This is a genomic window from Tunturiibacter gelidiferens (assembly GCF_014201335.1).
Taxonomy (GTDB): domain Bacteria; phylum Acidobacteriota; class Terriglobia; order Terriglobales; family Acidobacteriaceae; genus Edaphobacter; species Edaphobacter lichenicola_E.
The window spans coordinates 139,225-162,749 of sequence record NZ_JACHEB010000014.1 but is presented as its reverse complement, the minus strand read 5'-3'; the positions used below and the strand labels follow the sequence as shown (position 1 = coordinate 162,749).

Genomic DNA, 23,525 nt, shown 5'->3' with positions numbered 1-23,525 from the left:
AGTCATAGCTCTTCAGCAGGATCCTTCGACGAGACCTCGTCTGGCGGCACGTTCGGCAAACCCGTTGAGCGCCATGCATGAAATCCACCCACTACGTCCGTTGCGCGCCAGAGCCCGAGATCCTGCAGAGCCGCAGCCGCGAGGCTTGAGGTGTAGCCTTCGGAACAGAACACGATCACCTGGAGGTCATGATCGTTCGCGATCGGCAGCCGCGCGTTGGATGCTGGGTCGAACCTCCATTCGAGCACGTTCCGCTCGACGATCAATGCTCCCGGAATCCTCCCCTCAATCGTGCGCTGTGCCTCGGGACGAATATCAACGAGTGTTGCCCCTGTTTTTGCTACCGCCTTATAGGCCTCGTGCGGAGATAGCCGTCGCAGCCGGGCACGTGCCGCTGAAAGCATCTGCTCAATGCTCAAGGCACCGGTCCGGCCCACGGGCTGCAGCCCCTGTGTTCGCCACTCCAGATCGAGCCTCTCAGCCCGCTCAGACGCGTGTTCACGCGGAACCAGTTGACTGCCTTCCAGTTCGTACTCGTTCATCTCGCTGAGCGGAGGCGAATAGGCGTGAATGCTAACGGCTGGCGCGGGGGACACATTACGGACGTCGTGCGCGTACTCGGGACCGAATGCGCGGGGCAGACCCGGGAGTATTGCGAGGGTCTCTTCTCCGGGACGATGCTCCTCGAGAATACCGGCCGCTACAACGAAAGCTCCCGACGACTCACCGTGGTCGTGGAAGCCGGTGGATTGTCCTGGCATCCAGCTGATCGCCCAGATGTCATAGTCCGGACCGTGATACAGCCGCTGAAACCAGCGGTGTTCGGTGCGCAACCGCACCCGATCCAACCATCCTTCTGACGACGCGAACCGCGAAACGATGTTGGCGAGTTCTTCAGGGGTTCTCAAGACCGTGCCGGATTGGCCATTCGCTGCTATCAGCGAGCTGCTAACTTCATGTACAAGTACTTCCTCTGGTGCAAGCTGCATAGGATCTCTCCAGAGCTGATCCGTCGCAAACAGATCTAGGCATAGATGCCGACTTGTTGACGGTAGCTACGGGCAAACGATGGAGTATGCGAATGAGCTTTGGAGAAGGCGTTTCAGGAATCCCTGAGAATGTCGCAGCTCACCCAACGAGGGGCTTGTCGCAGCGACAACAATGGAACAGAGTAAACGCCATATCTTGACGCTAGCATGGCCGGAAGAATTGGGTCAATGTTCTAGCCTCGGCCGGGGGCACGCCTGTGGGCATATTCCAGCGATTCACGGTCGACACTCCCGCCAGAGGGTATGAGTCGACCGCTTATCTCTGCCTTCAGATTGCCCATTGAGACAGGCAAACAGAAGTCGACCCATGGGGACCAATGCGTGCGAGAACCTGCGCTGCCCCTGCCATCAGGCCCCATAAGTGTGCTACCCGATATGCCTTTTGACCCGGCCTTTGCACTCATCTACGTCGTTGAAAACATAACCTCGATCGACAGCCACGGCAGTCTTTCAGAGCTGGGCTTCAGCACATTGTCTACACCTGTCACTGTGAGCCACCATCGTCCGGTGAGCGATCAGAAGAGAAGCCAGATTTCCGCTAGTCCGCCCGAGACCAAGATTATTGACACACTCGCCAGCTGCCTCCAGGAATGTGCGCACATGCACCATGCCTTCGTCGCATCCTGGCGGAATCTCAAGGGTCCAAAGGGACAATAGCTGATTTTGTTCAGTTCGCATTATTCCAACCCCTACTTTTTCAATTTTGCATATCGCACGTCTGTCAGAGAGCCAAACCGACCCTCTTCTTTATAGTGATTGCAAACTCAAAAGCGTTTCACTCCGATCGATTATCACTCGGCATGTACCGAGGTTCGTTCTTATGCGGACGGCTCACTACGGATCTCAATGCTCATCGACCTTCATCAGCTGTATTACCTGCCGATCCGTTATTGCCGAAACAAACCCAATCAAGAATTGAAGATTTTGAGTGATTCTCGTGGGAAAAAGCTATAACCTGTACCCCGGAGGCTCAACAGATCGATCGAAAGTTGAACTCTCGCAAAGCACCTTAGTAAGTTACTGAGCCATATTTGCATCTTAATTGTGTGCGCAAGTCTGGAGAAATAGACTCTGCGTGAAATCGTGGCAAGGGAGCATGTGCTAGTTATGTCCATTCAAACCATCTCGAACGACCTTCTCGAAGAGTGCTGGATTACAACCGACAGTGATCGGATGAGCAGAGGCTTCGATCGCGAACACTTCGAGATCACGCATAGCCTTGCGGAACATCCACTCCTGCAGATCCCCGAACTCATGGAGTTAGCGGATCGAACGAAAAAGACCAGACCAGGCGGCATCTACTACGACGCCGGCAAGGACATCCGGGTCGACCAGCGATGGGATCAGATGCCCGCAAAACAGTTCTCGGTCCTCGAAACGATGGAGCGTATCGAGAGCTGTGGGGCTTGGCTCCTGTTCAAAGACGTCCAGAAGGATCCTAAATACAAGATATTTCTCGGCAGTGGATGGGAAAAGATTAAGTCGAAGATCGACCTTGATCTACAGTCTCGGATTCTTCGCGAAGATGCTCTCATCTTCGTCACCTCTCCGAAGCGCGTCGCAACCTATCACATCGATCGTGAATGCAGCTTCTTGCTCCAGATCAAAGGAACAAAGACAATTCACATCTTTGATCGCGCCGATCGCGAGGTTCTTCCTGAAGAGGAGATTGAGCGTTTTTGGACAGTGGATAACAATGCGCCTGTCTACAAGCCGCAATTTCAAGCCCGCGCTACTTCCTATAAATTGCGCCCCGGAAACGGCGTGCATATACCGGTAAATTGTCCCCACTGGGTCGAGAATGACGACAACGTCTCTGTTTCGCTCAATGTCAACGTTCAGTTTCGAGACATTCTTCGGGCGAATACCTATCGCGCAAACCACGCACTTCGGAGTCTTGGTCTGACTCCACGTCCGCCCGGCCAGTCTCCGTCGATCGACTATCTCAAATCTCACTCCATGGTTGCCGTGGTTGCTGCGAAGGCCGCCTTGCACAAGCTTGCTTCCTTGAGAAAATCCTCTTAGGGAGAGCGTCCGACGGGCGGCACTCACGTTCGTTCAGAGGTCATCTGAGCCGCTCCATCGTGTCGCCAGATGAGCGTTCTCGAAATGCTATGAGATTATTCGAAGTTATTTTGATTGTGATCCTGCTTGCAGCCGCAATCGCACAGATGACCAAATCGTTCCCCGGTTGGTCGAGACCTCTTACAGTTCTCGCAGTCCTGGTCGCCTTCTGGCACGTCATTCATGAGGGAACCCACTGGCAGATGTTCCCTGTCCTGGCAGGACTCATCTTGCTAGTAGCCTGGCAACTGATACCTGCGTCTCGTCGAACTTCGCGCTATGCCGCGATGAGAAAACCAGTCACCGTCGCCGTGGCGGTCCTTTCAATCGCTACGTTTGGAATGCTCCTGATCGTGCCCATGTTCTCTCTGCCCAAACCAACGGGAAACTACCCGGTAGGAACCCGAATCGTTTATCTAAAGGATTCCAGTCGCACCGAGGACAAAGCAGAGAAGCCCGGAACACCCAGGGAACTCATGGTACAGATATGGTATCCGGCTGATCCCTCGAACAATCATCTCGCCGCCTACGAGAGATTGTCAGAGACAATTCCAGCTACGTCCTATCGCAGCGTCCTCTGGACAAACTCCAGAGAGGAGGCTCCCGTGGCAACTCAGGGCGGCCCATTTCCAGTCCTGCTCTTCAACCACGCATGGGGAGGAAGGCGCACCCAGGATACGTTCCTTACCGAGGATCTCGCGAGCCATGGTTATGTCGTCGCTTCGATTGACCACACCTACAACGCAAGTCGTGTCGTGCTACCTGGAGATCGTGTCATCGACGACATCGGCGGTGGCGACGCAATCGACCCGGACCTGCATTCGGCAAGCGAGATCACAGCAGTTTGGAATAGAGAGCTCAGTACATGGGTAGCAGACGAGATCTTTGTCCTGAACACACTGCAAAGCGACGATCTCGACGAAAAAAGTCCATGGCATGGGCGACTCGATACCCGACGAGCCGGCGCTCTCGGCCATTCCTTCGGTGGTGCAGCCGCCGTGCAGTTGTGCTCCGTAGACCCTCGAATTCAATCTGCACTGAATATGGATGGCTGGACATTCGGAGATATCCGGCTGCGTGCGGCAAACCAGCCCGCGATGTTTCTATATGGAATAACCAGTAGCGCTGGGCAGCAGGATTCAAACGCTGTGGGAGCCGAGGCTGAACTGGATACAACCGATCGCAACGAGGTCGATGCAAGTCTCAGACAGTTTGGTGGATACAAGGTGTCCATCAGCAATACCTCACACATGGACTTCACAGATCATCCGCTCGTCAGCCCGTGGCGCGGATGGACGCGTCCTGGTCATATTTCGCCGGCGCGGATACAAACGATCGTTCGCGCATATGTCCTTGCATTTTTCGATCAGACAATTCGAGGCGCAAACCCCTCCTTGCTGCAGCCGGGAACGCCCAGTTCATTTCGAGAGGTCCAGATAGAACACTGGAACCCAGAATCAAAACCAGAATCAACGTCAATAGCGCCGACAAAAAGCGCTACCCCGTCGATTCATCAAATCGACTGAGGCATCCGTGGATCGACTTCGCGAGTACATCAATCCCCGGCCCCGATAAAACCTGCCAATGATCCCCTGGGATTTCGTGAACTTCGACTCCCTCGTTGAAGATCGGTGACCAGCCATTATCGGAAGGAATACTACTATCCGCCTGATTCGCGGCTCGGAAAAGAGTCAGCCTGCCCGAGAGCGGTTTAACCTTATAGTTTCGCGCAGCCACAGAGTTGATCTCGTGCGTATTTTTCAGGAAGGGTGGCAACGTAGAGAACGTTCGTGCAGCGATCGTAATCGTGTAACGCACTCTACGTTCCTGAAGGTCATTGAGAAAAAACTTCCACCATCCTTTTGCGCTCCCATGACCAACGAAGCTGCGAAAAAATCCGGCTAGCCCGCCAGCCTGGGTACGCCCATCGACAGAGGATACTTGGGGAGCCGTGCTTTCAATGTAGTCCCTGGCTCTCGTGTCCAGCATGCCCAACAGGCCAACCGTTTCGCCCGCGGCGAGTAATTGGTGGGCCATCTCAAGGACCACAACTCCACCAAAGGAATAGCCGAGCAAGTGATAAGGTCCTTTTGGCTGAACTCGTCGGATCTCCGTCAGGTAGTGTGCGGCCATATCCTCCATGCGGAGTAGCGCTGGCTGATCCACCTCAAGCGCCTGTGCCTGCACTCCGTAAACTGGTTGATCCGCGCCAATTCTTGTTGTGAGGCCGTAGAAATTAACTACATTTCCTCCCGCACCATGAACTATGTAAAGAGGGCGCTTCGTGCCCACGGGTTGGATCGGTACAAGCGAAGTCACCGTGTTCGGCGCATAGCGTTTGCGAACCAGCTCCGCGACCATCTTGATAGTAGGAGCAGAGATAAGGCTGGCAAGGCCAAACCCCATGGAATACAGGCTGTTCATCCTGGTTACAAGCCGCAAGATAGAAAGTGAACTGACTCCAAGCGAAAATACGTTAGTATCCGCAGAGATGTCTTCGACTCCCAGCATTGAGCGCCAAAGCTCGACGAGCTGAACCTCGATCGGATCGCTGATGGTCGCGACTTGATCCTCCAATTTCTCCATGATTTCGGCGCCACCATCGAATGGCTTTTCTTGAAATGGCGGCGCATTTCTGCGAGTTACAATTCGGCTTCCGATGTCAGGAAGTGTCGCAGGAAGAAAATCGTCTGACGGAGCCATACTCTGCAACTCGACTGAGGATTCCAGGACGGCAGATTCCAGCAATGCGATGAAACTCGACAAATAACGTTGAATGGTCGTCGGACGAAAGTAGTTTGGGTTGTATTCAAGTTGCAGCCGCGGCCCTTCCTCCGGCCGGTCGACGATGGCAAACATCCACTCGAAGACAGCTCCCGGGCTCATCGATCGTAGCGGCGTAATCTCAAGCCCGGCAACGCGCTGGATCACCATGAAAGACTTCTGGTAGAGAAAGAAGATCGGAATTTCGAACGAAGTGTTGTTGTAAGAAAAATGCGAATCGTAAATCAGCTCCTCGAATGGGAGCTCCTGATTTTCGTAGGCGCCAAGAGTCCAGTCCTGCACTTTCGTCAGCAACGATCGAAAGGTCTCTTGGGGCTCGATCACGACACGAAGCACTTGGATATTCATGAAGAGACCGATCAGCTCTTCCGTGTCCTCGTTCCTGTTTGCGCATGGAGATCCAACGACAATGTCTCGCTGGCCGGTTACCCGGTGAAGAAGTGCGCAGAATATGCTGAACAACAGAATATTCAGCGTCACATTTTGATTTTTGCAAAATTCATGAGCTCGTGAGGTGAGCTCAGGGGAGACAAGAAACGTCTCGATGTCTCCTGACTCGGAGTCTGTCAGAGTATCTCGCACTCCCTCAGGAGTTGCATCATGCGGGAGCTCGGTACGCCCAAAGTTTGTCCCGAGAGTCTTGCGCCAGAAGTTGAGCGATGTTTCTGCTGCCTCGCTCTTTCGCCACTCCTCTTGCCACACAGCAAAATCAGCAAACTGGATGGGCAACTCCGGCAGAACAGCTTCCTTCTCTTCCACCAGCGCTTCATAGAAGACCGCAATATCGCGGAGAAGGATGCCGAGAGAGATGCCATCGCAGATAATGTGGTGCATCGTAACCAACAACAGATGATGCTGTGGAGCAAACTTCAGCAGTTTAAGTACGAGAAGCGGCCCACTATGCAGATCCATGCGATAGGCCGCATGTTCGCGAATTAGTTTCCCCGTTTCCCGTGAGTTAGCTGCATCAGGTATGTGCTGCAGGTCTTTAATAGGGAGCGCAACACTGTAAGGTCCCCCGATGATTTGAGAAAGTCTTCCATCTACCATCGCAAAGGTCGTTCGCAGCATCTCGTGCCGGCGCACTGCCAGCGTGAAGGCCATCGCCAGCAAATCTACATTCAATTCGCCCCGGCACTGCCACATCAGCGGCATATTGAGCGCGGGGTTCCCAGGATGCATCTGGTCTAATGACCAGAAGCGAATCTGCCCCTGGGTTGCGGGCATCACGTACACTTCATCCGCCGCCGGCCCCATCGAGCTTACGACGGGGATTTCCTCTGGAGTGTTCGTAGTGACCCCCGTCGCAGATTGAGATTGTTGCTTCATCCGCGCGTCCCGCCTTCACCGCGATAGCTCTTTCGTGGAGCGACAGCAATACGCGGCGCTACCTTAATCGTGCTTGAATTTGTCACTGCTTGTTGTCCCAATCCATCGGACAACGCCGAAATCGTCCGATGCTTGAATATCTGCGCTGCCGTTACGTTCAACCCTTCCTTCTGAGAGCGTGCGGCAATTCGGAAGATAAGCAAAGAGTCCGCACCCAACTCAAAGATACTATCTGTGATACTAACGCGGTCGAGCATCAACACCTCGGCCCATATCTCAGCAAGCTTTTTTTGTTCCGGCGTTGTGGGAGCAGCAAACGGTCGTTGCGCGAAGTGAAGACCTGCCTTGAGAAAGCTCTCTGCATCCGGCAGACTCTTGCGGTCTATCTTTCCATTCGGAGATCGGGGAAGTTGTGGCAGCGGCAGAATCGTAGCAGGAATCATGTACTCGGGCAGCGAGCCAGCCAGCATCGTGAGCAGATCTGCTGCAAGGGCGGAGGCGTGCTCTGCGGAGTTGCCCGCGTCGACATAAGCCACCAGCCGAGTAATCGACGTCCCCGCACTCTTGCTCGTATGAGCGACTACCACAGCCTCGCGGACCGCAGGGTGCCTGTTCAGAGCTACCTCAATCTCCCCCAACTCAATTCGATAGCCGCGGATCTTCACTTGGAAGTCTGTGCGGCCGAGCAACTCGACTCTTCCTTGTCCTTCGTCATCAACATGCCAGCGGCCAAGATCCCCCGTCTTATACATACGGCCCTGCGCAAATGGGTTAGGCAGAAAGCGTTCGGCCGTTAGGTCAGGGCGCTTCCAATATCCACGCGCCAGCCCCACACCTCCGATGTAAAGCTCCCCCACAACTCCAACAGGCACGGGCTGCAGACGATGATCAAGCACATAAAACTGAGTATTCGCAATTGGCGGCCCTATCAGTAGCGGCCCGGTACCAGCGGTAACGCGTGTGGCAGACGACCAGATCGTCGTTTCAGTCGGTCCATAGACGTTCCACACCTGCTCGCTTCGCTCAACCAGTTGATCCGCCAAATCTCGAGGCAGCGCTTCACCGCCGCACAACACCTTCAACGGCAACTCGCGGCTCCAGCCCGCGTCGATCAGCATTCTCCATGTGCCGGGAGTAGCCTGCAGCACGGTCGCTTTACTACTCTGCACCAACTGCAATAAGAGGTAGCCATCCGCAACCTGCTCTTCGTTCGCAATCACCAGCCGCGCTCCCGTCAACAACGGCAACAGCAGCTCCAATCCCGCAATGTCGAAGGCAAGAGTCGTCACCGCCACCAGAACATCCGTTCGGCTCAACCCAGGCTCGCGTTCCATCGAGCGCAACAGATTCATCAATGCGCTGTGCTCAATCGCTACGCCTTTGGGCCTTCCCGTCGTGCCTGAGGTGTAAATCACATACGCCAACGAATCCGCGGCAGTCGACACCTGCGGCGACGAGTCGCTCTCCTCCGTTATCTTTACGTCCAACGCAACGATCTTTGCAGCCGTTCGAAATGCGGGCTGCGCCGATGCGAACGAACTACCCACGACCAGCAGAGCTGCGCCAGCATCGTCGAGCACCATCTCCAGCCGCTCTTTCGGATGCCTCTGATCCAGCGGCACATAAACGCCTCCGGCCTTCAGCACGCCAAGCAACGCCCCCAGCATCTCCACCGATCGTTCCACGCATAGCCCGACCAGGTCTCCTGCCTTCAGACCCTCGCGTTGCAATCTGTGAGCAACACGATTCGCATACTGATTCAGTTCCCTTCCCGTCCATCTCTTCGCGCCGCATTCGACAACGACTTCATCAGCTTGCTCCCTGGCTCGCAACTCCGCCTGCCGGTGGATCGGAATAAACTCGCGATCGAACTTCACCTCAGTCCGGTTCCAGCCCTCTACTATCTCCAGCCGGTCCTCCTTGTCCAACAGCTCAAGCTCATCCACCCGCACCGTCGCATCTCGTACGACACTGTTCAGCAGATTGGCATATTGATGCATCCAGCGACGAACGGTCTCTTCGTCAAAAAGGTCAGTGTTGTAGTCGCAATCGAACTTCAGATCGTCTTCCGTCTCGATTACGTTCAGAAACATATCCGTATTTACGAACTGCTTCGGATTCGCCTTGATCACCGTCGACAGACCGTCAAAGCCAATGCGAGCCCCAATCTTCTCAAGATTGAATTGAACTTCGATCAGCGGAAGCCGTCCCGCATCTCTCGGAATCGAAAGTTTTTGGAGAAGACTGCCGTAAGTAAATTCCTGATGGTCGAAGGCATCGAAGAGCACATTGCGAGTCGCAGCAAGATGGCCTTTGACAGTCTCTTCCTCAGTCAACCGGCTGAGCATCGGCAAAAAGTGAACGCAATGCCCAACAAGGCTCGCGTTCTGAAACAGAGCCTGCCCGGCAGTCGAAATCCCAACAACGACCTCCTGCTGACGAGTCAATCGATGCAGTAGAAGCTGAAAACCCGAAAGCAACGTGACATAAAGGGTACAGCCCAGCTGCGCGCTTGCGCCCTTCAGATCTGTATAAAGTGCAGTCCCGAGACTTCCTTTCAGAGTAGCCCCGTCATAGGTCTTATTCATCGGGCGAGGTCTATCTGTCGGCAGATCGAGTACCGGCGCAAGACCGGAAAACTTATTGACCCAGTACGCTTCGTTGTCTGCGAACTCACCCGCCTTGTGACGGGTCTGCTCCTCAATCGCATAACTGCTGAAGGGAAGAAGAGGAAGCAATTCAGGCGCACTTTTCTTCGCGTTGTAGAACTTACTGATCTCTTCGAAGAGTTGGTTTACCGACCAGCCATCGAGAACAATATGATGCCCGGTAAACAGCAACACCGCCTCATCCGTAGCAATCCTGAAGATCGTGGCACGCGCAAGCGGTCCTTCTGTAAGTGAAAATGGCGTCTTCCCTTCACGGTCAATCGCTTCCTGCAACGCCTGCTCGCGAGATTCGGCCGTTGCGAAAGCCGCAAGGAGATCGACGTGTTTCACCTCGCCCGCAAAAGCCGGCGCAATCAGGATCGCCTCACCATCCTCGCTGATTCTGCTCCGCAATGCATCGTGCCGCGCAAAGCCCGATTCGATCGCGCGCTGCAGCTCCTTTTCATCAACGTTGCCACGCAAACGAAGCGTCACCGATTCGTTGAAAGCGCAGTTCATCTCATCGCCAAGAGCCGCGGCGAAGTAAATCTCTCGCTGAGCCTCTGTAATTGGAACCTGCTCCGGAGTCTCTTTCAGAGCGGCTGGGTGCATAGCAACCACGTGCGCCGTTGCGGTTGGAACATGTTGTTCCCCATGACTGGGCAGAGCATTGCTCCGCTGCATCTCCTCTACCGTCTCGCGGAACACGGCTTCAACCCTCTCCAGGTCTTCGTCCGAGTGCGCTGTCGTGAGGAAGCAGGGATACCCCTCCTGAATATGCACTCCCTTCTCACGCATCGCGTAGTACAGCAGACTACCCAACCGGGCATCGCCATGGAAGGTGAAGTAAAACCACGAGGCGAAGTGATGAATGCGGCTTGGGACACCGCGTTCAACAAAGAAATTATCGAGCCTCGTCGCTAGCTCGGCGGTCTTTCGATTCAGGTCAAGCTGAAGCTGCGGTCCGGCGGCCTTCAAATGATTGAGCACGGCACGAGCCGCCGCGAGCGCCTGCGGATGCCGCACGAAGGTCCCGGCAAAGAAGGTTACCCCAACCTCTGGAATCGACGCATCGCCATACTGCCAAGCCCCGCCATCAAGCGCATCCATATACTGCGACTTGCCCGAGAGCACGCCGATCGGATACCCGCCCCCGATCACCTTGCCATACGTAGCAAGGTCAGCGCGAACCCCAAACACCTCCTGCACACCACCAGGAGCAAGTCTGAAGCCAGTGACAACTTCGTCGATGATAAGAGCAATCTCGGCCTGCTCAGTAACCTCCCTCACAGTTTTGATGAACGCAATGGGCTGCAAGCCAGGGTTGCGGGTCTGCACCGGTTCAATCAAAACCGCAGCGATGTCAGAAGCATTTTTGCGAATGTAATCAAGCGACGCGTCTGCCCCGTACTCAAGCACAACCACGTTTCCTGTGTTCGCCAGCGGAATTCCCGGCGCCAGTGGCACTGTTCCTCGTGGTGTGTTGCGAACGAGAACTTCATCAAAGGTTCCATGATAATCCCCGGCGAAATAGACAATACGATCACGTCCCGTAACCGTGCGAGCTACGCGAATGGCAGCCATCACAGCCTCGGATCCCGTGTTGCAAAACGTCACACGATCGTTTCCCGTCAGTTCACAAATCTGCGCCGCGACCTCACCGGCTAGCGGAGACTGTGGTCCAATCGCAACCCCTTCTTCAATTTGCTGATGCACGGCGTCCAGCACGAACTGTGGAGAGTGGCCGAACATGATCGCACCGTATCCATTCACGATGTCGATATATTCGTTGCCATCGACATCCCAAATTCTCGATCCTTTGGCGCGCTCAGTAACAAGCGGGTAAACCATCTCCTTCCACTGCGGTCGGAACCCAGCAACCGCACGCGGATCTGCAAGATGAACCCGTGCCTTGGCCGTCAAACGCTTCGACCCCGGCGTCTTCTTCTGGTACTTCGCTAGGAGTGCATCGAGATATTCTTGTTGATCGCTATCCAGATCCTGTTGAACTCGCGGCTGCAATGGTCTGTAAGAGCCATGCTTGACCTCCGCCGCTTCGCCTGTCGATGATGGCGCAACGGACGTCGACGCGGCAGTGGACACGGGTGCCGGCGCTGGTATCGCAGATGGCGTCGGAACAGACATTGCAGGCAATCCAGACGTCGCACGCAACGCCGCCATCTGCTGTTCGAAGACCTTCGACATCATCGCCATCTGCTCGCTGAAGAGCCGCTCAGCTGCAGACCCGGCCGGCATCGACGGGCCGGAGTTCGCGAAGTTCGTAGCCGGAGCGGAAACGCCCACCGAAGATGTCGACGCCTGCGCTGGAGCAGCTTGCACCTGCGCTGCAGCCGGAAACGCATCGGGTGGAAGCACGCTGTCAAGATAACCGGCAAGACTCGCAATCGTTGAGTACTGCTCCATAATCTGACGGAAGGTCAGCTTCACGCCGAACTTCTTTTGAATACCCTGGGTAGCTTGCGTGAGAAATAGCGAATCGAGCCCAAGTTCCAAAAACTGATGCTCGACCTGATCGGGTGTCACTTCGATCCCGCTCAGTTGGGTAAAGACCTCTGAAACAATAGGCTGCAGCCGCAGCTTGCGTTCTTGCATCGGTTCCTCTTTCAACGGTTCACTCGCGTCGGGGACAGCTTCACCTGCGCGTTGTGCATCGAGCTTCTCTGCTTCAACAAAAATTGGTAGTTCATTCGAGTTTGCCGTGTAAGCTGGCGGATCAACCCAGTACAACTTCCGCTCAAATGGATAGGTCGGCAGAGAGACCCGTCTTCGCTTCTCTTGGCCGTAGACCTTCGTCCAATCTGGCGTCGCTCCTGCAACCCAAAGTTGCCCAAGCGCCTCTTGGATCGAGCCTGTCTCAACAGGAGATTTTTCATCCCTCTGCGAAAGCGAAGAGACTATTACGGCCGCGCTGCTATTCGGCTGTTGTCGCGCAAGTGTCCCAAGAGTGTTCCCAGGTCCAACCTCCAGCAATATCTGCGGAGTTGACATCAGGGTCTTCAATGCATCGGCAAATCGAACCGGGTTGCGAACCTGGTCCGCCCAAAACCGAGGGCTCGTCGCCTGCTCCGGATCAATCCACGTACCGGTAAAGCTCGAAACATACGGACGAGCAGGCTGATGTAGCGTGATCTTGGCAACTTCCGCCTCAAACCCCGCCAGCATCGGGTCCATCATGGACGAATGAAATGCATGCGAGGTACGCAACCTGCGAAAGAGCGCTCCATCCGAGGTAAGCCTCTTCTCAACCTCTTCGACAGCCTCAAGCGGACCAGCAAGAACACTCAACTTCGGAGCGTTCAGAGCAGCAATCGAGATGTCCGCAGAGAGATACGGCTGAAGTTCCGGCTCGCTCAGCCGCACTCCCACCATGCCTCCGCGTGGCATCTCCTGCATCATCCGTCCGCGAATACTCACCAGCTTCAGAGCATCCTCACGGCTCATGACGCCTGCAAGTACAGCCGCCACATATTCACCGATACTATGGCCCGCAGATGTTCGCGGCTCAATCCCCCACGACTGCCAGAGCCTCGCAATCGCGAACTCTGTTACGAAAATTCCTGTCTGCGCAAACTGGGTCTGTTGAATCCGTTCTGCAGCTTCCTGCGAAGAAACATCCGCCGGAAAAAGAATCTCCCGCAAGTCGAGGCCAAGCATAGGCCGCAGAATCTCAGCGCACTCGTCTACCTCGCGGCGATACAGCGGTTCGCTCTTGTATAACGAGCTACCCATTCCCGCGAACTGCGCCCCTTGACCCGGAAAAAGAAACGCAACCTCTGGCCTTTTTGCGGGCACCACTCGATTCGCCGGCGAACTCGGTGACCAAAGCTTCGCAACGGCATCTTCGCCGTCTGAGCAGACAAACGCCGCTCGGTGATCAAATGCCTTTCTTCCAACTGCGAGCGTATATGCAACATCTTCGAGCGGAACTTCTGGATGCGCTTTGATATATCGAGCGAGATTCTCCGCAGCAACCTGCAACGCAGTCTGCGATCTCGCCGAAACGCAAAGCAGTTGTGCCGAACGCAAGGAAGGGATCGGGGATGCCGTCGCAGGAGCCTCCTCCAACACAACATGAGCATTCACACCACCGACGCCGAATGCACTCACGCCGGCTCGTCGTGGCCCGTCAGACCGCCAGGGGCTCAGCTCACGATTGACATAGAAAGGCGAGTTTTCGAAATCAATATTTGGATTTGGACTCTCAAATTTTGCCAGAGGAGGCAACGTTGCCTTGCTCAGCGAGAGCGCCGTCTTAATCACTCCCGCCACGCCCGCAGCTGCATCCAGATGCCCAACGTTCGCCTTCGCCGTCCCAATCGCGCAGAATCCTGACGCATCTGTGCTCAGCCGAAACGCCTTCGTCAGTGCGGCGACTTCAATCGGATCGCCCAGCGGCGTAGCAGTTCCGTGAGCTTCGATGTAAGTGATCGAACCCGCATCTACTCCGGCCATCGCCTGCGCAGCAGCAATCACGCCCGACTGGCCATCCACCCCCGGAGCCATGTATCCGGCCTTCATCGACCCGTCGTTATTCACTCCAAACCCACGAATCACGGCCGTAATATGGTCACGATCCGCGATGGCATCCTCCAACCGCTTCAGCAATACCACTCCCGCACCGTGGCTAAATACCGTTCCGGTCGCGGCTGCGTCGAAGGGCCGACAAAAACCATCCTTCGATCCAATACTTCCTTCCGAGTACATATGTCCGCGCTTCTGCGGAAACGTCACCGAAACGCCACCAGCCAACGCCATGTCGCACTGGTAGTTCAACAGGCTTTGACTCGCCTGAGCGATCGCCACCAGCGACGTCGCACACGCCGAAGCCACACTGATACATGGCCCGCGCAGGTTCAATTTGTAGGCAACGCGAGTCGTCAGGAAGTCTTTGTCATTCCCCATAAACGACCGGAATTCGCCTACCTGATAGTTGCCGGTCACTTCATCGATAAACGCTCGATCATGGCACAAGTTCGCCAGCAGATACGTATTGAGACTGCATCCACCAAATAGTCCAATCTGTCCCGCATAGGTCGATTGATCGTAGCCCGCGTCTTCCAATGTATTCCAACACGTCTCGAGAAAGATCCGATGTTGCGGATCCATGCTCTCCGCATCACGCGGCGAGATCCCAAAAAACTCCGCATCGAACATGCCGGGATCCTCAAGCACTCCCCGCGCAGCCACATAGTCAGGGCCGCTCTCAAGCCCCGCACTATTTCTTGCTTCCAGCTCGGACGCAGAGAAGTGAGAGATCGTGACCTTCCCCGCGGCAATATTTTGCCAGAACGCCTCCACATCCGCAGCTCCGGGAAACCTTCCCGACATGCCGATAATGGCAACGCAATCCAACAGCTGCTCTTCGCCTCCGTTTTGGTCTGTTACCCGAGTTTGATCGTTTAGCTCATTCATGAAGCCACACCCTTCGTTGCCCGAGCTCGCGCGAACGCGCCTCTCGCCTTCTGTGCCTGTTGCTGAACTGCATTTTTCTCCGACGCCGAGGGCCCATTGGCTGAAAGACGCTTCGCCAGCGACCGGACCGTCGGGCACTCAAACATCAACGTCACGGGAAACAGCCTCTCGAAGTGCGCCTGCAATCGAAGATGAGCGCTGATCAGCAGCAGGGACGTTCCACCGCAATCGAAGAAGTTGTCATCCGGGCCAATCGTCCGCAGATCGAGAACATCCATAAACACTCGCGACACCTGCTCCTCTGCTTCAGACAGCGACTGTGGTGCGGAATCCGTCGGGGCAACGTTGCCGGAGCCAATCGATGGAGCAGGCAGAGCTGCTGCGTCCAGTTTGCCGTTCACCGTGAGCGGAAGTCTCTTCAGAGGCGTGTAGGACGAAGGCCTCATATGCGCAGGCATCCGTGCCACAAAAAACTCCCCAAGAGTCCGCGCGGACAATTCAACGCCCGGGCTCGCAACAAAATAAGCGGCCAGCCGCTGCGTTCCAGTTTTATCCGTATGCGCCACCACGCAAGATTGCTGCACTCCCGGAACCTCGGCCAGTGCCGCCTCAACCTCTCCCAGTTCGATGCGAAAGCCGTTTATCTTCACCTGGCTATCGTTGCGGCCCAGATACACAACCTCACCATCGGGCCGAACCCGCGCAAGATCACCGGTGCGATAAAGCCTGGCGCCAGCCGCCCCCGCAAAATGATCGGGAATAAAGCGCTCTGCATTCAACTGCGGACGATTCAGATAACCGCGTGCCACTCCACCGCCGCCCACGTAAAGCTCACCCACCTCGCCCTCTTGCACCGGCTTCTTCGCGTCATCCAGCAGGTAAAGCTGCATATCGGGAATAGGCACCCCGATCAGGCTCTCCTGAACCGACTCCGCCTCCGCCGCAACAATAGGGCGATACGTCACATGCACAGTCGTCTCCGTAATCCCATACATGTTCACCAACTGCGGAGCCGTGTCTCCGTGACGCTGGAACCACGGAGCGAGCTTGCGATACTGCAAAGCCTCTCCCCCAAAGATCACCAACCGCAGCGATAGCGGCAGAGGCGTACTATCCTGCTCCACCTGGATCAACATGAAGAACGCGGACGGAGTCTGATTAAGCACCGTTACCCGCTCCCTCGAGAGAAGCTCATAAAACTCCCGCGGCGAACGGCTCACAGCGAAAGGCACAATCACGAGCCTTCCTCCTGTCAGCAGAGGTCCCCATATCTCCCACACGGAAAAATCAAATGCGAGGGAATGAAACATCGTCCAGACGTCGTCCACCCCAAAATGAAACCACGCCTCCGTCTGCCCCAAAAGACGAAGCACGTTCCTGTGCGTCACCATCACACCTTTTGGCTTCCCGGTTGAGCCAGAAGTGTACATCAGGTACGCCAAATCCTCGCTAGCGCATTCAGGCGGTGAATCCTTTAGTCCCGGAGTTGCCGCTAGCGCATCGAGGCTGTCCATCTCCACGACCGAGACAGACAACGCGGAAAACTTCTCAGATAACTCAGGTGCCGGAGTTGCGGCCGTCAATATAGCCACCGGCTTCGCATCCTCCAGCATCTCCAACACTCTGGTCGTCGGATACCCATAATCGATAGGAAGGTAGGCGCCGCCGGCCTTCAGGATGCCAAGTATCCCCGCCAACATCTCGGGCGAGCGGTCCAGATAGATCGCAACAAAGGTGTCCGTTCGAACCCCATGCTCCCGTAACCGCCCGGCAAGTTGGTTCGACTTTGCGTTCAGCTCACCGTAAGTCCAGCGAATCTCACCACATACGATTGCAATCTGGTCCGATTTTGCCGCAGCCACTCGCTCAAAGGCACTCACGATCGTGTCGAGAGCCATCCCGGCGAATCCGTCCTTCCCGGGATCGTCTAGAGCCTCGGGAAGATCGATCAGTCGCTCGCCCTCAGTGGTCGAATTCTTAACATCATCGTTCTCCATCGGGGCCCACCCAGATCAAAAACCAGCCGAACGAGTTGACTCAGAGTGTTCTACCAGCGTTCGCTATAGTATCCCTGGTTGGCCGAAACCGCTCAATACCTATAAAGATGCAAGTGCAGCGAAAGGTACTGTCCGATGCACTCGAAGTCAACTCTTTCGTGTTGCCTAATTGTACGCATTATTTTCAAAAATCGACTACGACTGTCGCGCTCGGAAACACCTGAAAGTTGTAGATTTTCCAGGATTCATCAGGTTCCAGGCAGCCGGAGAACTAAAGTACCCAGACAACTGACTATGATTGCAATACGCTGGACTAGGCCCGGTATCTTTTATGCTGAGTGACTGGAAACCGATCGATCCCCCCCCACCACTCGAAGCTGGCGAAGTTCAACTCTGGCGCATCGATCTGGCCGACAGCGCGGGCCTACGCGACCGTTTCACCACGCTTCTCACCCCCTCCGAACAGCTCCATGCAAGCCGTTACAGACTGGCGCAGGCCCGGGATCACTTCTCCGTCGGACGAGCGTGCCTGAGAACCCTTCTCGGGAACCTTTCAGGACTCGACCCCCGTTCCATTACGATCACGACCGGAGTTCACGGAAAACCTGAGTCCCCAAACCTCAACGGACACAGCATCGCCTTCAACGTAGCCCATTCCAAGGACACAATCCTCATCGCACTGAGTCGTAACGGCCCCGTCGGTGTTGACGTAGAGTACTTCGACCGGCCGACTGACATCATGGACGTCGCCAAACACAACTTCACAGAAACCGAAACCAGCTCTCTGGAAGCGATCGCCGACGCCGAAACCCGCCACAGGACCTTTTACCGCTACTGGACTCGCAAGGAAGCAGTTCTCAAAGCAGACGGCCGTGGACTCATCGCTTCGCTCGCGTCCTTCGACGTATCGTTCGAGTCACTCCATCAACACCCCATCCGTATGCGCGAATCGAAAGACGATCAAGGAAAGCTGTTCTTCGTCAGCGACTTGACCGTGGGCATCGAGGCAGCCGCAGCCATCGCACTCGAATCCCCCGACTATCCCATCAAGCAGTTGATCTTCCCTTTAAATCTTCTCTGGTGACTCATCTTGCCTTCAACAGGCGTCCTGATACGTCTATAAGTTGAGGAACAGATGGCCCTTCAAACAAGCTCCCCGACAAGCTCTCCGATTTCGACGCACCCCGCGACCACCGTTCCGGACAACAGACGAACCTGGTTCCTCACCGCCACCAGCTTCGTCTTCATCATTCTGCAAAGCGCCTGCACCGCCGTCATCGCCCTCAGCGGGGTTCGTGTCGCCATTGGACTCAGTGCTCTGGCAGTCGCGACCTTCGGCGTCCACGCTCCCGCCGTCGGCTTTCATCAGGACGCAATCCGAATCCCCATGATGATCGCCGCGACCCTCGGCTCCCTCATCAATCTCTACGTCCTCTGGCGGATTCGCTCACTGCGCGCCCGGCCATCCTCGCAATGGCGCACCCAGCCCGCCACCGCCTCCCAACGACGTTCGGAGTTCCTCCAGATCGCGCTCGCCATCCTCACCCTCATCCTTGTGGCCGCCGAGTGGATCACCCACTCCATGATTCACCGCGTCCCCTAGGTATCGCCCTCTTCCGATCCGGACGGCCCGTACGTAAAACCCCGCATCTCCGTCTCCAGCCTCGCATGCAGCCGCTCGCTAAAACCCAGCGGAAGTTCGAAGACACGCTCATCAGCCGTCAGAATCAAAATATTCCGAGTCGAATCCAGAATCGCAGAGCAAATCTCGCAGTGCTCAAGATGCTTCTGCACCTCTTCCAATACCGCCGCATCCAGATTCCCATCAAGGTAGCCGGAGATGTGCTCCCACACATGTTTGCACTCTAGAACCATGGGAACCACCTCCGCTTCGGCATCACGCGTTTCAACTCCGGTGCCAGTCGCTTCTGCAACATCAGCCGCGCCCGATGCAACCGAACCTTTGTCGCCGCGACGGTGATGCCAAGCGCCTCTGCCGATTGGTTGACACTCAAATCCTCCATATCGCGCAGCACAAAGACTTCGCGATAGATGGTTGGCAGATCGGTAATTGCGTCCTGCAACAATAGACGGACCTCCTGCCGCTCCAGAGCCTCGGAGGGAATCTCCCGCCAGTCTCGCAGCAATGCCGGCGACACGTGGCCGCCCTCCGTTAGCTCATCCAGTGACTCTGTCTTCGCAGTCTTCTTGTGCCGTAGCCGGCTCCGTGCCTCGTTCAACGTAATGCTGATCAGCCACGTGCTGAACTTCGCCTCGCCCCGGAACTTGTCGAGATTGCGGAACGCCTTGAGAAACGCCTCCTGCGCGGCATCCTCTGCATCCGCCTCGTTTTGGAGCATCGACAACGCCATGCTATAAACGCTCCGCTCGTATGGCTGGATCAGCCTATGAAACTCATGCGTATTACCCGCAAGTATGGAGGCAATCATTTGAGCTTCATTCCTGTTCTCGACGCTTGCGTTCATTGCTTCTCGATCCACCCTCGATAACGCCTCCTCAACAACGCATCGACGGAGAACAACCCTGCGCCGAACACCAGAACCATCGCCGACGCAAACAGGAACGTGTACGGATCGGCGTTGTAGAACTTACCTGGATCAGAGAACACGGCAAAGAGTGCATCTCGATCTGCAGTCCAATATGCCACCAGCATATTCACCGAAAGGATCAGTCCAATCAGTCGCGAGCCAAGCCCCAGAATCAGCAACAGTCCGCCAAAGAACTCCAATCCCGAGACGAAATGAGCCGTCACACCGGGAGCCGGAAGATTCAGGCTCGTAAAGTAGTCGGTCACCTTATCCAGATGATGCAGCTTCCCCCAGCCACTCTGCATAAGCTGCCATCCCCAGTAGAGCCGCACCACCAGAAGAAACGGAGACTGGAGATAAGAAACCAGCACCGCGAATCGTTCATACAGTTCAAGCAGTTTTTTCATCACAATTTCTCTCCGGTCCAATGAGTGTACGCACTCAGTCGATGCAGTCTTTACGCAGGCCCCGAACTGACGCAGACTCGGCCAGAAGCCTGTGGGACCTGCACATACTTAGAATGGCGGCGACGGAATTGGTTACACCGCTCGCCACATTGAACTAATGCGAATGAGCAGCCTTGTCGCGCTCAAGCTCACCAAGAACATCTTCCGCCGTCGTTCGATCGCCATGCTCGTGGCTGACCTTCCTAAAGAAAACCTTGCCCTGGCCGTCGATCAGGAAGGTTGAAGGATAGGCAGTCTCATGCGGCGCGTCCCAGCGCAGCCCATAACGATTCGTAAATGCGTAGTCGGGATCGATGACGAGGTGAACATTGGCCGGCAACGGATTCTCCTTCACGAGAAACTCCTTCGCACGCTGATCGAGATCGGCAGGCGGGCCAGGATAGACCAGAAGCACCTCCGCCCCAGCCGCCGCAAACTTATCGCCGTTTACCAGAAAGTCGTGCACCTGCTTCTGGCAGTACGGGCACTGGTAGCCAGGAAACCCCCGAAGCACCACCAACACCACTGTTCCCTTCGCAGTAAATTCCGACAGACTCAAAGGGTGACCATCCGGCGTCGATAGTCTGAACTGCTGCGCCTTGTGTCCAATTTCGGGCACCTCCGCCGTCACTGACGACGAAAAACCAATCATCAGAATCCCTAAACCCAACACCCATAATTTCCTTGCGATCACTCTTCAACCCCAGTCAACACGTCAAGGTCCAGCGCGTACTGTTCAAATTTGAACAACGTTTCCGGTTTGAGTAGCTCCGTGCCAAAAGGTTACAGACAGTGATAGGCTTCCGATGTTCCACCTCCCTGTAACCTTTGTGTCTTGGCGAAGTCGAATGGAGCGGCAAGGAAAATCCGGCGAATCATCTTTGCCGCGAATTGAATCCGAACCCAGGGCCCTCGCCGTTAACCAATTACTACGATTTGTGTAGTTATCATCCACGTCCGGCACGTTCTTTCGCGTGCGGCTCAACCAGGAAAGGCTCATCTCAATGAAGAATTCAGCACAATCTCTCGCTCTGGCCGCTGCGTTTGCAGGTCTGTTGGGCGGTACCGCTGTCCGCATGAACGCCCAGACCGCGCCGGCCAACAATACCCCCACCACCACGGCCCACGCTGGCGTTCTCATCGCCCAGGACAAGCCGGATGTTCCGAAGCACTCCTGTAAGGGCAAGAACGACTGTAAAGGCCAGGGCGGCGGCAAGCACCCCGGCAAGAATGACTGCAAGGGCAAGGGCGGATGCGCCACCGACGGCTCCAAGCCCTCGCTCGCCTAAACACCTCCCCTGTCTGGAGGCTTGGTCTTCTCTTTCCAGGCCTCCAGGTTGTCTTCATCTTTTAACAAAAGGGGAGTCATGCCAGCCAACCGCTTCAACGGATTCAGCGACTACGGCGTAGGGATCGGCCTTCGCGTTCCACACTACGACCACATCTTCGCCGAAAAACCCGTCGTTGACTGGTTCGAAATCATCTCCGAGAACTACATGGTTGACGGCGGCCGCGCGCTCAAAGTCCTCGACCAGATCCTCGAACGTTACCGCGTCGTCCAGCACGGCGTGTCGATGTACTTTGGCTCCGTCCAGCCCGCAGACCGCGAACATCTCAAGCGTCTCAAGACCCTCACACGTCGCACCAAAACCCCATGGCTCTCCGACCATCTCTGCTGGGGCAGCGTCGACGGCCGTTACACCCACGATCTCCTCCCCATGCCGTACACCTTCGAAGCCGTGAAGGCTACAGCGGCCCGCATTCGCGAGGTCCAGGACTACCTCGAGATCCCCATCGCGGTCGAGAACGTCAGCAGCTACGCCGAATTCCACGAGTCTCAGATGACCGAGTGGGAATTCCTCAATGAAGTCGTTGAAGCCGCCGACTGCGGCATCCTGCTCGACGTCAACAATATTTACGTCTCGTCCCAGAATCACGGCTTCAACCCCTTCGACTACGTCAACAGCGTTCCCGCCGAGCGCGTCGCGCAAATTCACATCGCTGGCCACTCGAAGTTCGAGAAGTACATCCTCGACACCCACGACCACCCCGTACTCGATCCCGTCTGGCACCTCTACGCCCGAGCCATCGAACGCGTCGGCCCTACTGCAACCCTCCTCGAATGGGACGACAACATCCCCTCCTTCGACGAAGTTCACTCAGAAGCCCTCAAAGCGACGCAATATCTCACGCCGGCTGAACCGCTTCCCTTGAACGAGACAGCAGCGGACCTGAGAGAGGTTGTCCACCAGTGAACCTCCTCGAATTGCAACGTCGCATGGCCGAAGACGTGACGCGCCCCCTCACGCCCGACTTTCAAATGCAGTTGAAAGCGTCAGATGGGCGCTCGACCCAGGAACTCGCCAACAGCTACATCAAGCCCAACGACCGCCTCTCCTCCTTCGACCGCCTCGAAATCTACAACCGGCAATATTGGTTCCGCGTCATCGGAGCAGTCTCGGAAGACTTTCCCGCCGTCGGCGCCGTCCTCGGAGCGAAGAAGTTTGACGCTATGGTTCTCGCCTATCTTCGCGAAAACCCATCCACCTCATTCACCCTTCGCAATCTCGGCTCAAAGCTGCCAAAGTGGCTCGAAGCGCACCCCGAGTTGTCTCCCCGCCGCCACAAACTCCTCCTCGACGTCGCCCGCCTCGAATGGGCTTACGTCGAGGCCTTCGACGGAGCCGACCTGCCGCCCCTCACTGCCGCCGACTTCGGCGACCTCGGTGGGGCGTCGAAACTCCACCTGCAACCTCACTTGCAACTGCTCGACCTCCGCTACCCCGTCGACGAACTCGTCCTCGCCGTGCACCGCCAGACCGCACCCAGCGACATCATGAGCAACGCCGTCACCGAGCGCAAACAGCCCAAGCGAATCAGCCTTCCCGCAATGCGCCGCTCTCAGATCCACCTCGCAGTCCATCGCTACGACAACTCCGTCTACTACCGGCGAATAGACCAGGAAGCCTTCCGCCTCCTCTCTGCCCTTCAGGGCGGTGCTCTCCTCGGCGAAGCACTAGAAATCGCTTTCACCGGAAGCGCCCTCTCCCCCGAAGATCAGGCAGCGAAGATTCAGGAGTACTTCGCGCACGCCGCGGAGCTGGGCTGGTTCTGCAAGCTGCAGGAAAGCTGACTCCACCCCCAAATTCCTTCCAGCTTTGACAGGTGTTCTTCAAGCTGACATGTCCAGCGCGTATCATCGTGGACACTGAATCCTGTGCCGGCG

Annotated in this window: 15 protein-coding genes; 7 read left to right on the top strand and 8 right to left on the bottom strand. The window is 56.0% G+C overall.

The genetic code is table 11. The annotated features are described in order from the left end of the window. Positions 1-2: 2 nt before the first annotated feature. Complete coding sequence (locus tag HDF14_RS23640; RefSeq protein ID WP_183981218.1) at positions 3-989, bottom strand: rhodanese-like domain-containing protein; 987 nt, start codon at positions 987-989, stop codon at positions 3-5. A gap of 1,167 nt (positions 990-2,156) precedes the next feature. Between HDF14_RS23640 and HDF14_RS23635 the strand changes: the two genes are divergently transcribed. Beyond that, complete coding sequence (locus HDF14_RS23635) at positions 2,157-3,074, top strand: transcriptional regulator (protein ID WP_183981217.1); 918 nt, start codon at positions 2,157-2,159, stop codon at positions 3,072-3,074. Positions 3,075-3,163: 89 nt separating this feature from the next. Continuing rightward, a complete protein-coding gene (locus tag HDF14_RS23630; protein WP_183981216.1) occupies positions 3,164-4,639 on the top strand; it encodes an alpha/beta hydrolase family protein in 1,476 nt (491 codons plus the stop codon). On the opposite strand, the gene HDF14_RS23625 is transcribed toward HDF14_RS23630, so the two are convergent. The 3 genes from HDF14_RS23625 to HDF14_RS23615 are packed head-to-tail and all read right to left on the bottom strand — an operon-like array spanning position 4,611 to position 17,304. Further along, positions 4,611-7,226, bottom strand: coding sequence for a condensation domain-containing protein (locus tag HDF14_RS23625; RefSeq protein ID WP_183981215.1), 2,616 nt, complete (start codon positions 7,224-7,226; stop codon positions 4,611-4,613). The genes HDF14_RS23630 and HDF14_RS23625 overlap by 29 nt on opposite strands. After that, entirely contained in the window at positions 7,223-15,307 is an 8,085-nt protein-coding gene (locus tag HDF14_RS23620; RefSeq protein WP_183981214.1) for a non-ribosomal peptide synthetase/type I polyketide synthase, read from the bottom strand. Before HDF14_RS23620 ends, HDF14_RS23625 begins: the two co-directional genes overlap by 4 nt. Then, the gene (locus tag HDF14_RS23615; RefSeq protein WP_183981213.1) at positions 15,304-17,304 is read right to left on the bottom strand and encodes an amino acid adenylation domain-containing protein; all 2,001 of its coding nucleotides are present in this window, start codon (positions 17,302-17,304) and stop codon (positions 15,304-15,306) included. Before HDF14_RS23615 ends, HDF14_RS23620 begins: the two co-directional genes overlap by 4 nt. 331 nt (positions 17,305-17,635) lie before the next feature. On the opposite strand from HDF14_RS23615, the gene HDF14_RS23610 reads away from it, so the two are divergent. Next, on the top strand, positions 17,636-18,388 hold the full coding sequence (locus HDF14_RS23610; protein ID WP_183981212.1) for a 4'-phosphopantetheinyl transferase family protein: 753 nt from the start codon (positions 17,636-17,638) through the stop codon (positions 18,386-18,388). A 51-nt stretch (positions 18,389-18,439) separates the two neighbouring features. Beyond that, positions 18,440-18,907, top strand: coding sequence for a hypothetical protein (locus HDF14_RS23605; RefSeq protein ID WP_260698534.1), 468 nt, complete (start codon positions 18,440-18,442; stop codon positions 18,905-18,907). On the opposite strand, the gene HDF14_RS23600 is transcribed toward HDF14_RS23605, so the two are convergent. From HDF14_RS23600 to HDF14_RS23585, 4 genes are all read right to left on the bottom strand, one after another. After that, positions 18,904-19,179: an anti-sigma factor family protein gene (locus HDF14_RS23600; protein WP_183981211.1), complete on the bottom strand. Its 276-nt coding sequence runs from the start codon at positions 19,177-19,179 to the stop codon at positions 18,904-18,906. The genes HDF14_RS23605 and HDF14_RS23600 overlap by 4 nt on opposite strands. Then, entirely contained in the window at positions 19,170-19,790 is a 621-nt protein-coding gene (locus tag HDF14_RS23595; RefSeq protein ID WP_183981210.1) for a sigma-70 family RNA polymerase sigma factor, read from the bottom strand. Before HDF14_RS23595 ends, HDF14_RS23600 begins: the two co-directional genes overlap by 10 nt. Further along, complete coding sequence (locus tag HDF14_RS23590) at positions 19,787-20,260, bottom strand: DoxX family protein (RefSeq protein WP_183981209.1); 474 nt, start codon at positions 20,258-20,260, stop codon at positions 19,787-19,789. The genes HDF14_RS23595 and HDF14_RS23590 overlap by 4 nt, the downstream gene beginning before the upstream one ends. A 154-nt stretch (positions 20,261-20,414) precedes the next feature. After that, positions 20,415-20,969, bottom strand: coding sequence for a peroxiredoxin family protein (locus tag HDF14_RS23585; protein ID WP_260698533.1), 555 nt, complete (start codon positions 20,967-20,969; stop codon positions 20,415-20,417). A gap of 334 nt (positions 20,970-21,303) precedes the next feature. Here HDF14_RS23585 and HDF14_RS23580 point away from each other — a divergent pair, with 334 nt between their 5' ends. From HDF14_RS23580 to HDF14_RS23570, 3 genes are all read left to right on the top strand, one after another. Beyond that, positions 21,304-21,588, top strand: coding sequence for a hypothetical protein (locus HDF14_RS23580; protein ID WP_183981208.1), 285 nt, complete (start codon positions 21,304-21,306; stop codon positions 21,586-21,588). Between the two features lie 78 nt (positions 21,589-21,666). Beyond that, positions 21,667-22,554 (top strand): DUF692 domain-containing protein, encoded by an 888-nt coding sequence (locus HDF14_RS23575; RefSeq protein WP_183981207.1) that lies wholly within the window; start codon positions 21,667-21,669, stop codon positions 22,552-22,554. Further along, positions 22,551-23,432 (top strand): DNA-binding domain-containing protein, encoded by an 882-nt coding sequence (locus HDF14_RS23570; RefSeq protein ID WP_183981206.1) that lies wholly within the window; start codon positions 22,551-22,553, stop codon positions 23,430-23,432. Before HDF14_RS23575 ends, HDF14_RS23570 begins: the two co-directional genes overlap by 4 nt. The last annotated feature ends 93 nt before the right edge of the window (positions 23,433-23,525 follow it).